Source organism: Paracoccus yeei ATCC BAA-599 (assembly GCF_000622145.1).
Lineage (GTDB): Bacteria > Pseudomonadota > Alphaproteobacteria > Rhodobacterales > Rhodobacteraceae > Paracoccus > Paracoccus yeei.
In genome coordinates this window covers 174,509-189,225 of record NZ_JHWH01000001.1, presented here as the reverse complement: position 1 = coordinate 189,225, position 14,717 = coordinate 174,509, and the positions used below count along the sequence as shown (strand labels likewise).

The window sequence follows — 14,717 nt, the reverse complement described above, 5'->3', positions numbered from 1 at the left end:
TCCCTCATTTGCGTTCTTCTGCATGGGCGTGGTGCAGGGCCGCCACCGCGCAGGAGGCCAACCGCGACATCGGGCTGTCCGAGCGCGAGTTCAGGATCACCGGCACCCGCGCGCCAAGGACCAGCCCGGCGCCCTCGGCATGGCTGATGAAGGCCATCTGCTTGGCCAGCATGTTGCCGGCGTCGATGCCGGGCACGACCAGGATGTTGGCAAGGCCTGCGACGCCGCCCTTCAGCCCCTTGGTGCGCGCGGCGCTGGGATCGACGGCATTGTCCATCGCCAGCGGCCCGTCGACCAGCCCGCCGGTGATCTGGCCGCGCTCCGCCATCTTCGAGAGCAGCGCCGCGTCGATCGAGGACTGGATCGCGGGTTCACCGTCTCGACCGCCGACAGAACGCCCACGCGCGGCTCCATACCGATGGCGCGGGCCAGGTCGATGGCGTTCTGGGCGATGTCCACCTTGGTCGCCAGATCGGGGCGATGTTGATCACAGCGTCGGTGACCATGACCGGCTCGGGCCGGCCGGGCACGTCCATCACGAAGACATGGGTGAAGCGGCGGCCGACGCGCAGGCCGGCGGCCTTGTCCAGCATCGGCTTCAGCAGGTCGTCGGTATGCAGGTGCCCCTTCATCACTGCCCTGGCGCGGCCCTCGTGGACCAGTGCGCAGGCGGTGGCGGCCGCGGCCTGGTCGCCCGCCACGTCGATCAACGCGAAGCCCGAGATGTCGGCGCCGTTCGCCTGCGCCGCCGCGCGGATCGCGTCGGTGCGCCCGATCAGGATGGGGGTGACGATGCCCTCGCGCGCGGCCAGCACCGTGCCGCCCAGCGAATTGGCGTCGTCGGGGCAGGCCACCGCCACCGGCAGAGGGGGCAGGGCGCGGGCGCGTTCGACCAGCGCCTCGAAATGGCGGTGGCGCTGGACGACAAGCCCCGGCACCTCGATGTCGTCGATGTCGAACTTTTGCGTCGGCGCGATGACCTGGGCCGCGCCGCTGACGATCAGGGCGCCGTCCGTGACCCGCGTCACGCGGGTTTCCAGGCTGACCACGCCATCGGCCTTGCCGGTGACCGACACGCGGCACAGCAATTCGTCGCCGGAATGGGCGCGGTCGTGGAAATCCAGTTCCTGCCGGCGGTAAAGCGTGCCGGGCCCGGGCAGAAGCGTGCCCAGCACCGCCGAGATCAGCGAGGCGACGAACATGCCCGGCGCGGTATCCTCGGGGCGTCCGTCGCCGTCCAGATCGGTCGAGGGCAGATGCATCGGGTTGTAGTTCCCCGATGCCGCCGCAAAGACGTAAAGGTCGTCGGGCGTGATCAGCCGGCGCAGTTCGGCGCTGTCGCCGGGCTGCAATTCGTCGAAGGTGCGGTTCACCAGATGCATGTCACGCCCCGTCGCGGGGGGCGGCCGTCGGGCGCGGACGGCGGGTGGCGCGGCGGGCGGTGGTGCCGGCGGTCTCGGCGACCGGGGCCTGTTCGGTGGGGGCCTGTTGCGTTGCCGCCTGTTCCGCAGCCGCTTCGGGCTTGGGCAGGGCAGCGGGCGGGGCCGGGGAAGCCACGTCTTGCAGCGGATCCTCGGCCACGTCGCCCAGGAAATGCGGCTGCCCCAGGATGTCATGGAAGCGTTACAGCAGTTGCTGGGTTTCCGGCGACATCTCCTCGGTCGAGCCGGGGATATAGCGCACCACCTTCAGCGCCAGTTCGCGCTCGGCCGGGTCGGCCAGCAGTTGCGGCAGCGTCTCCAGCGCCTGTTCGGGTTCATAGGTGACGATCAGGGTCTGTTCGTGGATGATATGGGCGCGCCGTTCGGCCTCCAGCGAACGGAACGGCTCGTCCTGGGTCAGCACGCGCGAGGACCGCTCCAGCCGGTCGCGGCGCACGCCCTTGCGGTTGTCGGCCAGCATGACCAGCATGCGGATCACCGCCTCGGCAAAGCCGCCCCGCTCAATGTTGCACAGTGCCGAGGCGACCTCGGGCAGGCCGCGCAATTCGTCGTTGTTCTTCAGCGTGCGGCGCGCCTCGTGCGTGCGGCCAAAGACCCGCGCCCAGGGCGTGGACCACAGGCTGTAGAAGGTCAGCTCGTAGAGCATGTCGCGGGTGTCGCGATAAAGATCGATCGCCTGTTCGACGCTGTCCACCCAAAGCTGCTCGGCGGCCAGGAAGGGGTTGTCGGGCGCGGCCTTGCGGCGGCTTTCGCGCACCGTTTCCGCCGCACGTGCGACCTTGGTCATCACCGGGTTGCGCGGCGAGGCGAGCGCCCGTTCCACCCGCTCGGGGTGCAGGGCGCGGCTGATCTCGGCCCCGGTCGGCGTGACGGCGGCCTTGACCCAGGGGCGCAGCACCGCGTCATAGACCTGCGCCTGCACCTCGGAGGCGCGGGCCACGGCGGCGAAGGGGCGTTCGTCGGCAAAGCCGTCGTCCAGCGCGCGGATGTCGTCCAGGCTGCGTTCGGCAAAGCTGACGGTGAAGATCTTCCTGCCGTCGCGCTCGGTCACGTCCTCGATGCGCATCTCGTAAAGGCCCGGCGCGAGCGCCTCGATGGTTTCCAGGGTCGAGGCGACCTCGGCATGTTCCCTGCGCGCGATCTGCGAGGACACGAAGATGCCCAGATGGCCGACCTGATCGTGGACCATATAGACGATGCGCTGGCCGCGAATGCGGATTTCCTGCACATCGGCATAGGTCTCGGCGATCCAGTTCAGCGCCTGCTGGGGCGGGGTGATGTTGTCGCCGTGGCTGGCGAAGACGATGATCGGCGCGCGGATCGCCTTGAGATCGACCGGGCGGCCCGGCTCGATCCGGGCCTCGTTCTTGGACAGGCGGTTGCCGACGAATAGCTGCTCGACGATCCACTTGATCTCGGCCTCGGTCAGCATGAAGAAGCCGCCCCACCACTTTTCGAACTCAAGGAACGTCCTGTCGCCCTTGTCGATGTCGCGGAACAGGTCGGTATACTTGCGAAACAGCGTGCGGCCGGGGTTCAGCGCCTCGAAGTTCTGGACCAGATGCGCGCCGTCGAAGATGCCGCCGCCCAGGTCCGACAGGAACATCGGAATCCAGGTGCCGCCCAGGACGCCCGCGTTATAGCGCATCGGGTCCTGGCCGACCTTGCCCGACCAGGGCGCGACCGGCGCGCCGTTCACCACGATGGGGCCGGTCAGGTCGGTGTTCATCGCCGCCAGCAGCAGCGTGGCCCAGCCGCCCTGGCAGTTGCCGGTGACGACGGGTTTCGGGGCATCGGGGTGGCGGCGCATCACCTCGCGCACGAAGGCGGCCTCGGCGCGGGTGACATAGGACAGGTACTGCCCCGGCTCGGGGCGCGAGCGGAAGGCCACGAAATAGACCGGATGGCCTGCGCGCATGGCAACGCCGACCTGGCTGTCGGTCTTGAAGCCGCCGATGCCCGGACCGTGGCCCGCGCGCGGGTCGATGATGACATAGGGGCGCTTGCCGTCGTCGATGGTCACGCCCTCGGGCGGCAGGATGCGCAGCAGCATGTAGTTGCACGGATAGGCCATGTCGGCCCCGTCCATGACCAGCTCATGGTCATAGATCAGCACCGGCGGGCAGTTCGCCGCCTCGTGTTCCAGAAAGATGTCGCCGCGCTTGCGCAGCGTGTCGGCGGTCAGCACCGCGCGTTCGGCCGCGTCGCGCTGATATTCCTGCAAGGCGGTCGCCAGCCGGCCCTGGGCCTGAAAATGCGTCAGCCCCTCGATCAGCGCCTGGCCTGCCTGCATCAGCCGGCGCGCGCGTTCGGAATGGCTTTCCATCATCCGCTGGCCGTGGCGCGACAGCACCGTGGATTGCAGCTTGCCGGTCTGGGCCACGGCCTCGGCCTCGGCGCGGGTGGCGTCCAGGTTTTCCTGCAGGCGCTCGATGGCATCGCACTGAACCCGCGGGATGGCGGGCTGCAGCTTGGGGTCGAACAGTTCGAAAAGGCTGGCCATGATCCGGCACTCCTCAGGCAGTGATCGAGAATCCGCCGTCGATGTCATGGATACCGCCGGTCAGGTTGCGCGCCTCGTCCGAGGCGAGGAAGGCAGCCATCGCCCCCACGTCCTCGATCGAGGCCAGTTGGTGCGTGGGCGCGCGTCGGGCGGCCGCGTCCAGCAGTTCATTGAAATGGTCGATGCCCGAGGCGGCGCGCGTTGCCAAGGGTCCCGGTGACAGCGCGTGCACGCGGATGCCCTTGTTGCCCAATTCCGCGGCGGCATAGCGCGTGGCGCTTTCCAGCGCCGCCTTGACCGGACCCATCATGTTGTAATGGCTGACCACGCGCGAGGCACCGAAGAAGGACACCGACAGGCAGCAGCCGCCCGCGCCCATCAGCGGCTCGGCCAGCCGGATCATGCGCAGGAAGGAATGGACCGAGATGTCCATCGCCAGCCCGAAGCCTTCGGCGGAACAATCGACCACCCGGCCGTGCAGGTCGGCCTTGGGCGAAAAGGCGATGGAATGCAGCAGCGTGTCGAGGCGCCCCCAGCGGTCGGCAATGACCTGGAACACCGCCTCGGTCTGGCCGGGCTGGCCGACATCCAGCGGCATGGCGATCTGGGCCGCCAGTTCCTCGGCCAAGGGCCGGACGAAGGGCTCGGCCTTGGCGTTCAGCCAGGTCACGGCCAGGTCCGCCCCTGGGTGCGGAAGGCGCGGGCACAGCCCCAGGCGATCTCGCGATGCCGACAACCAGAACCTTCTTGTTGGCCAGAGAAAACACCGCGAACCTCCGAGTCGCCCTCATCTAGGCGACGGGCCACAACAGGCGTGTGACAGCGCCGGCCGCAATCGCGCCGTGCCCCTGCGGCCACGGGGCGGTTCTGAAGCGCAGGGAAGGGCCGACGGAGGTTGCGGCGATCACGGCTAGCACCAGAGATACAGCCAGGGGTTATAGGGTCATGAGCAAGGGACAATCGGGGGCAGATCGTCGTCGGCATGGCCGCTCTCTTGTGTGAAATCCATCTGCGGCGTGACGGACGGCAGCTTCAGAAAAAGATGCATGATCCGAACCCCGATCAGCAGCGACATGATCGAGGCGGCCTGCAATCCATTGGTGTCCCCGAGCTTTTGGCGGAGCGGTTCGATGTAAAGCTCTTCGAGCCGGGCGCCGACAGGGCCCGAGGCCACCGGGTCCAGAAGCGAGCGGATCAGGATCATGAGGTTGTCGGGATCGTTCGGGCCTGAACCCTCCTGATCCGAAAAGATATGCCGGGTCAGAAGGGGCGCGATGTCCTCCAGCGGAACCTCGGCGACGCCATGGCTTCTGGACGCCTCGGCCAGAACCGCCTGGAACAGCTTTTCCTTGGAACCGAAGCTGCGATGGACATAGGCAACATCCACGCCGGCAGCCGCCGCGATATTGCGCAGATGGGTTTCGTGATAGGAATGTGCCGCGAAGCGACGGAATGCCGCAGTCAGGATGCGATCCTTGGCCGAAGGCGCAGCGGGACGGGGATTCCGGGTCGTCATTTCGTGGTACCTCCCTGTCATGGTTCGCTAATGTTCGGCGCGGCCATGTCAACCGGGGTTGACTGGTGCTGTGAAGCTTCCGATTACGGGGGGCAAGGCAAGCCGCGCAATCGTTCGCACCGATCATTGCATGGGGCTGCGATGTTTTCGCCGGGTGCAAGGAAATGAGGATCGGATGGGATCGGGATCGAAATGGATCGTGGCCGGCGGTCTCGCAGCCATTGTCGCTGTCGGCTGGTTTGCCCTGAGGCAGATCGACCCTGACGCCCTGCCGGCCGGCATCGCCAGCGGAAACGGCCGTATCGAGGCCGTCGATATCGACATCGCCGCAAAGACCGGGGGACGCCTGAAGGAGGTGATGGTCGCCGAGGGCGAATTCGTCTCCGCCGGGCAGGTTCTGGCCCGGATCGACACGGCGCAGCTCGAGGCCCGCAAGCAGGAGGTCGAGGCCCAGATCCAGCGCGCCAAGATCGCCATCGACACCGCGAAAATCCTTGTGCGGCAGCGCGAGGCCGAGAGCGAGGCGGCCCAGGCGGCGATCGAATTGCAGCAGGCGACGCTGGATGCGGCGGAACGGCGTCTGGCGCGGTCCGAGGCGCTGGAGCGCAGCAATACGGTTTCGCAGCAGGTGCTGGAAGATGACCGTGCCAATGCGCAACGCGCCCGCGCCAGCCTTGCCTCGGCAAGGGCCAGCCTTGCCGCCTCCGAGGCCGCGATCAGCACTGCAAAGGCGCAGGTGGTCGATGCCGAGGTGGCGCTGACGGCGGCGCAGGCCGGCCTGGTCAGCGTCGAGGCCGATATCGCCGATGCCACGCTGACCGCGCCGCGCGACGGGCGGGTGCAATACCGGCTGGCGCAACCGGGCGAGGTGGTGGGATCGGGCGGGCGGGTGATCAACATGATCGACGTCTCGGACGTCTATATGAACTTCTTCCTACCGACCGAACAGGCGGGCCGGGTCGAGATCGGCTCCGAGGTGCGGCTGGTGCTGGACGCCGTGCCGCAGGCGGTGATCCCGGCCGAAGTGTCCTTCGTGTCGGACGTGGCGCAGTTCACTCCCAAGACCGTGGAAACCGTCGAAGAGCGGCTGAAGCTGACCTTCCGCGTCCGCGCCCGGATCGCGCCCGAACTGCTGCGGCGCTATATCCGGCAGGTCAAGACAGGCCTGCCCGGCATGGCCTATATCCGGCTTGATCCGACGGTCGAATGGCCCGGTTTCCTGAGCAATGTCGTGAAGTGATCCGGTGGCCGGGATGAGCGGTGCGGTGATTGCCGAGGCGCGCGGGATCGGGCTGACCTATGGGCGCGTCCGTGCGCTCGCGGGCATCGACCTGGCGATCCCGGCGGGGCGGATGGTCGGGCTGATCGGTCCGGACGGGGTGGGAAAATCCAGTCTGCTGGCGCTGATCTCGGGCGTGCGGGCGATGCAGGCGGGCGACCTGACCGTGCTCGGGGGCGACATGCGCTCGGATCGGCACCGCGCACTGGCCGGGCCGCGCATCGCCTATATGCCGCAGGGGCTGGGCAAGAACCTGTACCATACGCTGTCGGTCTTCGAGAATGTCGATTTCTTCGGCCGGCTGTTCGGACAGGACCGCGCCGAGCGCGAGGCGCGCATCACCGATCTGCTGACCGCGACGGGGCTTGAGGCGTTCCGCGACCGTCCGGCGGGCAAGCTTTCGGGGGGCATGAAGCAGAAGCTGGGCCTGTGCTGCGCACTGATCCATGACCCGGACCTGCTGATCCTCGACGAGCCGACGACCGGCGTCGATCCGCTGTCGCGCCGCCAGTTCTGGGAACTGATCGACCGCATCCGCGCCAGCCGCCCGGGCATGAGCGTGATCGTCGCCACCGCCTATATGGAGGAAGCCGCACGCTTCGACTGGCTGGTGGCGATGAACGCGGGCCGGGTGCTGGCGACGGGAACGCCGGCCGAGTTGCTCACCCGCACCGGCGCCGCCAATCTGGACGCCGCCTTCATCGAGCTGCTGCCTGCCGAGGATCGCGCCGGCCACCGCGCCGTCGAGATCCCGCCGATGGATCACACCGCTGCCGGCTACGCCATCGAGGCCGAGGGGCTGACGATGCGGTTCGGCGATTTCACCGCCGTGGACAATGTCAGCTTCCGCATCCCCAAGGGCGAGATCTTCGGCTTTCTCGGCTCGAACGGCTGCGGCAAGACGACGACGATGAAGATGCTGACCGGGCTGTTGCAGGCCAGCGAAGGCACCGCGAAGCTGTTCGGTGCCGAGGTCGACCCCAACGACATCGAGATCCGCAAGCGCGTGGGCTACATGAGCCAGGCGTTTTCGCTGTATTCCGAATTGACGGTGGCGCAGAACCTTGACCTGCACGCGCGGCTGTTCAGGATGGCGCCCGAGCGCATCCCGGGCCGCATCCGCGAGATGGCCGAGCGGTTCGACCTGACCGACATGATGGACAGCCGCCCCGATGCGCTGCCGCTGGGCATCCGCCAGCGGCTGTCGCTGGCGGTGGCGATGATCCACGCGCCCGACATCCTGATCCTCGACGAGCCGACCTCGGGCGTCGATCCCGTCGCCCGCGACGATTTCTGGCGCATCCTGGCCGAGCTTTCGCGCAAGGACGGGGTGACGATCTTTGTCTCGACCCATTTCATGAACGAAGCGGAATGGTGCGACCGCATCAGCCTGATGCACGCCGGGCGGGTGCTGGTTTCCGACACGCCCGCCACCATCATCCGCGACCGGGGCTGCGAGACGCTTGAGGATGCCTTCATCTCCTGGCTCGAGGAAGCCGCCGGCGACCGCGATGCCCCGCCCGCCGCGCCCGTGGTCCGGCATGATGCCGCGCCGGTCCGCCAGCGCCTGTTCGATCCGCGCCGGATGTTCAGCTATGCCATGCGCGAGGGGATGGAACTGCGCCGCGACCCGATCCGGGCGACGCTGGCCATTCTCGGCTCGGTCATCCTGATGGTGGTGATCGCGCTGGGCATCAGCATGGATGTCGAGGACCTGAGCTTTGCCGTTCTGGACCATGACGACAGCACGATCAGCCGCGACTATATCGCCCAGATCGCCGGGTCGCGCTATTTCATCGAACAGGCGCCGCTGACCAGCCATGCCGATGCCGACCGGCGGATGGAGGAGGGCAGGCTGAACCTTGCGCTGGAAATTCCGCCGGGCTTTGGCCGCGACCTGCTGCGCGGACGGCCGGCCGAGGTGGGCGGCTGGATCGACGGCTCGAACCCGATGCGGGCCGAAACCGTCAGCGGCTATGTCCAGGGCGTCCATTCGCACTGGATGACCGGGAAGATGCGCGAGGAACTCGGCCCCGGCGCGGTTGCGGGCAGCTACGGGCTGGAACTGCGCTACCGCTACAACCCGGACATCAAAAGCGTTGTCGCCATCGCTCCGGCGGTCATTCCGCTGCTGCTGCTGATGATCCCGGCAATGCTGAGCACGCTGTCGGTGGTGCGCGAGAAAGAACTTGGCTCGATCACCAACCTGTATGTGACGCCGGTCACGCGGCTGGAATTCCTGCTGGGCAAGCAGTTGCCTTATACCGCCATCGCATTCCTGAACTTCATCCTGATGTGGGCGTTGGCGGTCTTTGCCTTCCAGGTGCCCTTCACCGGCAGCGCGCTGGCCTTTACGCTGGCCGCGCTGCTTTACGTCACCACGGCGACGGCGATGGGGCTGGTCGTCTCGGCCTTCATGCGCAGCCAGCTGGCGGCGATCTTCGCCACCGCCATCCTGACCATCCTGCCGGCGATCCAGTTCTCGGGGCTGATCAACCCGACCTCCTCGCTGGACGGCGGCGCGGCTTTCGTCTCGGCCATCTATCCGACCACCCATTTCGTCACCATCGCGCGCGGAGCCTTTTCCAAGGGGATGGGGCTGGCCGATCTGGGCGGCTCTCTGCTGCCAATCCTGATCGCCATTCCCGTGCTGATCGGGGCGGGCGCGCTGTTGATGCGCAAGCAGGAGGCATAGCATGGACCTGCGCAATGTCTGGCAGCTGGGCGTCAAGGAGCTGCGCGGCCTGCTGCGCGATCCGATCATGCTGGTGCTGATCGTGTTTTCCTTTACCGTCTCGGTCCACATGTCCGCCAGGGGCGCGGTCGACGGGCTGAGCCGCGCCAATATCTCGGTCGTCGACGAGGATCAGTCGCCGCTGTCGACCCGGATCATCGAGGCGTTCCAGCCGCCCTATTTCATGCCGCCCGAGATGATCACGGCGGCCGAGATGGATCGGCGGATGGACCGGGGGCTGGACACGTTCGCGCTGGACATCCCGCCCGATTTCCAGCGCGACCTGCTGGCCGGCAAGCGCCCGGAACTGCAACTGAACGTCGATGCGACGCGGATGTCGCAGGCCTTCACCGGCTCGGGCCAGGTGCAGGCGATCGTCGCGGCCGAGATCGCCGAATTCGAAAGCCGCTATCGCGCGCCCACGCAGATGCCGGCCGAACTGGTGCTGCGTCCGCGTTTCAACCCCGAACTGAACGGCGGCTGGTTTCAGGCGGTGATGGGCGTCGTCAACAGCGTCACGATGCTGTCGATCATCCTGACCGGCGCGGCGCTGATCCGCGAGCGCGAGCATGGCACCATCGAGCACCTGCTGGTCATGCCCGTGACCCCGGTCGAAATCATGGTCTCGAAGATCTGGTCGATGAGCGGCGTGGTGCTGATCAGCAGCTTCCTGTCGCTGACGGTCATGGTGCAGATGGTGCTGGACATTCCGTTGCAGGGCTCGCTGGCGCTGTTCGTGCTGGCGACCGCGCTGCAACTCTTTGCCACGGCATCGCTGGGGATCTTTCTGGCGACGGTGGCCGGGTCGATGCCGCAGTTCGGCATCCTGCTGATGCTGGTGCTTTTGCCGCTGCAGATCCTCCCGGGGGCGCAGACGCCGCGCGAATCCATGCCCGAACTGGTGCAGACGCTGATGCTGGCCGCGCCGAACACCCATTATGTGATCCTGTCGCAATCGGTGCTGTTTCGCGGGGCGGGCCTGGGTGTGGTCTGGCCGCAACTGGTGGCGCTGCTGGTGATCGGGGGGCTGCTGTTCGCCTTTTCCCTGGGTCAGTTCAGGCGGTTCCTGAAATGACACCGCCGTCCATTTCCAAGCAAGTGTTAGCGGGGTACCCGATGACTGGAAACCTTCCTGCCCGATCCGAAGAAAAGGCGCATGCGCGCCGCGCTGCGTCAGCGCAGGGATTGCTTGCCGACGAACCCGTCGGTGTCGCCGCCTTTCAGGCCATCGACCGGATGCGCGAGGCTTTCGTGGGGCAGCTGACCGGCGGCCTGTCGCCGGCATCGCTGGCGCTGGCCGGATTCGACTGGGGATTCCATCTGGCCTCGGCTCCGGGAAAGCAGGCCGAACTGGTCTGGAAGGGCGCACGCAAGTCGGGCCGGCTGATGGCGCATCTGCTCGCCTCGACCGTGGCGTCCAAGGTGCCGCCCGCGATCGAACCGCTGCCCGGCGACCGCCGCTTCGTCCATGAAGGCTGGAGCAAGCCGCCGTTTTCCTGGTTGGCCCAGGGCTTTCTGCTGGGCCAGCAATGGCTGCACAACATGACCCATGAGGTTCCGGGCGTGATGAAGCATCACGAGGAGGTGGTCTCGTTCGCGGCCCGCCAGATGCTGGACATGGTCTCGCCCTCGAACAATCCCTGGACCAATCCCGAAATCATCGCCCGCACATGGGCGACCGGCGGCATGAACTTCTGGCATGGCTGGAGGAACTGGGCCGAGGATGCCACGCGGCAGATCACCGGCCAGCCTCCGGTCGGAGTCGAGGCCTTTGCGCCGGGCGAGACGGTGGCGGTCACCCCGGGCAAGGTGGTTTACCGCAACCATCTGATCGAACTGATCCAATACGCACCGGCCACGGCCGAGGTGCACCCCGAGCCGATGCTGATCGTGCCGGCATGGATCATGAAATATTACATCCTCGACCTTTCGCCGGAAAATTCGCTGATCCGCTGGCTGGTCGACCGCGGCCATACGGTCTTTGCCATTTCCTGGCGCAACCCGGATGCGTCGGACCGCGAACTGGACATGGAGGATTACCGCCGCATGGGCGCCATGGCCGCGCTGGAGGCCATCGGCGAGATCCTGCCCGGACAGAAGATCCATGCCACGGGCTATTGCCTTGGCGGCACGCTGCTCTCCATCGCCGCTGCCGCCCTGGCGCGCGACGGCGACGACAGGTTGGCCTCGGTCACGCTTCTGGCGGCGCAGGTCGATTTCACCGAACCGGGTGAGCTGGCGTTGTTCATCGACCCCAGCCAGATGCATTTCCTGGACAGCATGATGTGGAACCGCGGCTATCTGTCGGCCGACCAGATGTCCGGGGCATTCCAGCTGCTGCGCTCGAACGATCTGGTGTGGTCGCGGATGGTGCGGGAATACCTGATGGGAGAACGCACGCCGATGAGCGATCTGATGGCCTGGAATGCCGACAGCACGCGCATGCCCTGGCGCATGCATGCAGAGTATCTGCAACGGCTGTATCTGGACAACGAACTTGCCGCCGGGCGCTTCATGGTGGGCGGCCGGCCTGCGATCCTGCAAAACATCCGCCTGCCGATGTTCGTTGTCGGCACCGAGCGCGACCATGTGGCGCCGTGGAAATCGGTCTACAAGATCCACCAGTTCACGGACGCCGAAATCACCTTTGCCCTGACGTCGGGCGGCCACAATGCGGGGATCGTCAGCCCGCCCGGCCACCCGCGCCGCCAGTACCGGATCGGCGTGCATGACCGGGACGCGCCCTTGCTTTCTGCCGGAGAGTGGCTTGATGCGCATTATCCGGTGCCGGGTTCGTGGTGGACGGCGTGGGGCGACTGGCTGACCGCACAGTCGGGCGCCATGGTTTCGCCACCCGCCATGGGCACGGCGCTGGGCGATGCGCCGGGCAGCTATGTCCATCAGAGGTAAGCAGGCTCATCGGCACGGCTAGCCCGCCGGCCAATAGTGGACAGGCGGCTCCTGCGCCAGGTCGGGGGCCGTGCCGCGCGCCGCAGTCATGTCCGGCGCCTTGCGGGCGTTCATCCGAACCAGATCAAACAGTGGCGCGATCAGTTACTTGAGGGCGCGACCGGGGTGTTCGGGGAAGCGTCGAAAGCCGATCCTGAGCCGAGCATCGATATGAAGAACCTGCATGCGAAGATCAATGCGAAGCATCGGCTGCCTGATAAGGTTGTTCAGAGCCGACGACTTACCTGAAGGCGCACCGCACGGCGACAAGCCTTCGGTCGAAAAAAGGGCGGCCGGCGGCCAGAGGGGCCGCTGATCGGCCGAACGAAAGGTGGCATGAACACCAAGCTGCATGCTGTCGCCGACGGGCGCCCGACCCGGTTCTTCATGACCGCAGGCCAAGTCAGCGATTACACCGGCGCAGCGGCGCTGCTGGGCAGCCTGCCGAAGGCGGGCTGGCTTCTGGCCGATCGGGGCCATGACGCCGACTGGTTCAGAGAAGCCTTGAAAAACAAGGGGATAAAGCCATGCATCCCGGGCAGGACGTCGCGCGGCGAACCTGTCAAGCACGACAAGCACCGCTACAAACGCCGCAACCGCATCGAGCAACTGGCAACCCGCCGACCCGTCTGGCTCAACCCGAAACCAGCGCCCCTGAAATCAGAGACGTCGCATGAATCGGCCGACAACTACCTTGATAAACACTGGGCTCAGGCCGCCTTTTCGGCCAGCGGCAGGCGGATCAGATGGTCGAAGGCGGCAAGACTTGCCCGTGCACCCTCGCCCATCGCGATGACGATCTGCTTGTAGGGGGCTGTGGTGCAGTCGCCGGCGGCAAAGACGCCAGGCAGCGAGGTCGCGCCGTGCTCGTCCACAACGATCTCGCCGCGCGGGCTGAGGGTCAGCACGCCTTTCAGCCAGTCGGTATTCGGGATCAGGCCGATCTGCACGAAGATGCCCTCCAGTGCGATCTCGCGGATCTTGCCGCTCCGGCGGTCCTCATAGGCAAGACCCGTGACCCTGCGGCCATCCCCCTTCACCTCGGTCGTGCGGGCCTCGGTCAGGATGGTGACGTTTGGCAAACTGCGGAGCTTGCGCTGCAGCACCTCATCGGCGCGCAGCCGGGAATCGAATTCGATCAGCGTGACATGGGCGACCAGCCCGGCCAGATCAATCGCCGCCTCGGCCCCGGAATTGCCGCCACCGATCACCGCGACGCGCTTGCCCTTGAACAGCGGGCCGTCGCAGTGCGGGCAGAAAGTCACGCCCTTGTTCAGATATTGCCCTTCGCCCGGCACCTCCACCCGCCGCCAGCGCGCGCCGGTCGACAGCACCACCGCCGCCGAGGTCAGCGTCGCGCCAGAGGCCAGGGTGACCCGATATCCGCCGTCGACCTCTTGCAGGCCGGTGGCGGTCTGGGCGTTGAAGATCCTCACATCATATTCGCGCACGTGGTTTTCCAACGCGCGGGCCAGTTGAGGGCCCTCGGTGCGGGGCACCGAGATCAGGTTCTCGATAGACATGGTGTCAAGCACCTGGCCGCCGAAGCGTTCGGCCACCACGCCGGTGCGGATGCCCTTGCGCGCGGCATAGACCGCCGCCGCCGCTCCGGCAGGCCCGCCGCCGATCACCAGAACGTCATAGGGGGCCTCCTTGCCGATGGCCAAGGCCGCACGGTCCGCCGCCCCGGTATCAAGCTTGGCGAGAATCTGTTCGGCATCCATCCTGCCGGCCCCGAACATCTCGCCGTTGAGAAAGACTGTCGGCACCGACATCACCTGCCGCGCCTCGACCTCGGCCGGAAACAGCGCGCCGTCGATGGCGACATGCTCGATGCCGGGGTTCAGCACCGCCATCAGGTTCAGCGCCTGCACCACATCGGGGCAGTTCTGGCACGACAGCGAGAAATAGGTCTCGAACCGGAACGGGCCCTCCAGTCCCCGGATCTGGTCTATCACCGCCTGTTCGACCTTGGGCGGATGTCCCCCGACCTGCAGCAGCGCCAGCACCAAAGAGGTGAATTCATGGCCCATCGGCAGCCCGGCGAAGGTCAGGTGGATGTCCTGGCCGGGCGAGGTCAGCGAAAAGGACGGGGTGCGCGTTCCTGTGCCGCCGTCGACAACGGTGATCTTGTCGGACAGGCTGCGGATATCCTCGACCAGTGCCAGCATCTCGCGCGACTTGGCGTCATCGCCCGCAAAGGTGGTGATCTCGACCTGACGGACAAGGCGGGTGAGATAGGCCTTGAGCTGGGTTTTCATATTCTGGTCGAGCATGTCGCATCCTTTCAGGCA

General features: G+C 66.7%; 9 protein-coding genes and 3 pseudogenes. 6 read left to right on the top strand and 6 right to left on the bottom strand.

What is annotated here, in order from left to right:
• Positions 1-4: 4 nt before the first annotated feature.
• From BU28_RS21715 to BU28_RS21700, 5 genes and pseudogenes are all read right to left on the bottom strand, one after another.
• Positions 5-1,382: pseudogene (locus BU28_RS21715) on the bottom strand (bifunctional enoyl-CoA hydratase/phosphate acetyltransferase).
• Between the two features lies 1 nt (position 1,383).
• The gene (locus tag BU28_RS25990) at positions 1,384-1,557 is read right to left on the bottom strand and encodes a hypothetical protein (RefSeq protein WP_211254153.1); all 174 of its coding nucleotides are present in this window, start codon (positions 1,555-1,557) and stop codon (positions 1,384-1,386) included.
• Between the two features lie 66 nt (positions 1,558-1,623).
• Positions 1,624-3,945 (bottom strand): DUF3141 domain-containing protein, encoded by a 2,322-nt coding sequence (locus tag BU28_RS21710; protein ID WP_211254152.1) that lies wholly within the window; start codon positions 3,943-3,945, stop codon positions 1,624-1,626.
• Positions 3,946-3,958: 13 nt separating this feature from the next.
• A complete protein-coding gene (gene fabI, locus BU28_RS21705) occupies positions 3,959-4,615 on the bottom strand; it encodes an enoyl-ACP reductase FabI (protein ID WP_233144979.1) in 657 nt (218 codons plus the stop codon).
• 273 nt (positions 4,616-4,888) lie between these two features.
• Positions 4,889-5,461, bottom strand: coding sequence for a TetR/AcrR family transcriptional regulator (locus BU28_RS21700; RefSeq protein WP_051577653.1), 573 nt, complete (start codon positions 5,459-5,461; stop codon positions 4,889-4,891).
• Positions 5,462-5,636: 175 nt separating this feature from the next.
• Between BU28_RS21700 and BU28_RS0100870 the strand changes: the two genes are divergently transcribed.
• From BU28_RS0100870 to BU28_RS24425, 6 genes and pseudogenes are all read left to right on the top strand, one after another.
• The gene (locus BU28_RS0100870) at positions 5,637-6,701 is read left to right on the top strand and encodes an HlyD family secretion protein (protein ID WP_028717764.1); all 1,065 of its coding nucleotides are present in this window, start codon (positions 5,637-5,639) and stop codon (positions 6,699-6,701) included.
• Between the two features lie 13 nt (positions 6,702-6,714).
• Complete coding sequence (rbbA, locus tag BU28_RS0100865) at positions 6,715-9,435, top strand: ribosome-associated ATPase/putative transporter RbbA (protein ID WP_036761728.1); 2,721 nt, start codon at positions 6,715-6,717, stop codon at positions 9,433-9,435.
• A 1-nt stretch (position 9,436) separates the two neighbouring features.
• A complete protein-coding gene (locus tag BU28_RS0100860) occupies positions 9,437-10,549 on the top strand; it encodes an ABC transporter permease (RefSeq protein WP_028717762.1) in 1,113 nt (370 codons plus the stop codon).
• Positions 10,550-10,659: 110 nt separating this feature from the next.
• The gene (locus tag BU28_RS0100855; RefSeq protein WP_248616114.1) at positions 10,660-12,384 is read left to right on the top strand and encodes a PHA/PHB synthase family protein; all 1,725 of its coding nucleotides are present in this window, start codon (positions 10,660-10,662) and stop codon (positions 12,382-12,384) included.
• A 108-nt stretch (positions 12,385-12,492) separates the two neighbouring features.
• Positions 12,493-12,618: pseudogene (locus BU28_RS25185) on the top strand (transposase); the annotation flags it as partial.
• 44 nt (positions 12,619-12,662) lie between these two features.
• A pseudogene (locus BU28_RS24425) lies at positions 12,663-13,056 on the top strand (transposase); the annotation flags it as partial.
• Between the two features lie 77 nt (positions 13,057-13,133).
• Here BU28_RS24425 and ahpF read toward each other — a convergent pair.
• On the bottom strand, positions 13,134-14,699 hold the full coding sequence (ahpF, locus tag BU28_RS0100845; RefSeq protein WP_028717760.1) for an alkyl hydroperoxide reductase subunit F: 1,566 nt from the start codon (positions 14,697-14,699) through the stop codon (positions 13,134-13,136).
• Positions 14,700-14,717 lie beyond the last annotated feature (18 nt).

Coding starts and splice junctions, on each gene's coding strand:
- BU28_RS21710 (WP_211254152.1), bottom strand. CDS start 3,945: ATGGCCAGCCTTTTCGAACTGTTCGACCCCAAGCTGCAGCCCGCCATC.
- BU28_RS21700 (WP_051577653.1), bottom strand. CDS start 5,461: ATGACGACCCGGAATCCCCGTCCCGCTGCGCCTTCGGCCAAGGATCGC.
- BU28_RS0100870 (WP_028717764.1), top strand. CDS start 5,637: ATGGGATCGGGATCGAAATGGATCGTGGCCGGCGGTCTCGCAGCCATT.
- rbbA (WP_036761728.1), top strand. CDS start 6,715: ATGAGCGGTGCGGTGATTGCCGAGGCGCGCGGGATCGGGCTGACCTAT.
- BU28_RS0100860 (WP_028717762.1), top strand. CDS start 9,437: ATGGACCTGCGCAATGTCTGGCAGCTGGGCGTCAAGGAGCTGCGCGGC.
- ahpF (WP_028717760.1), bottom strand. CDS start 14,699: ATGCTCGACCAGAATATGAAAACCCAGCTCAAGGCCTATCTCACCCGC.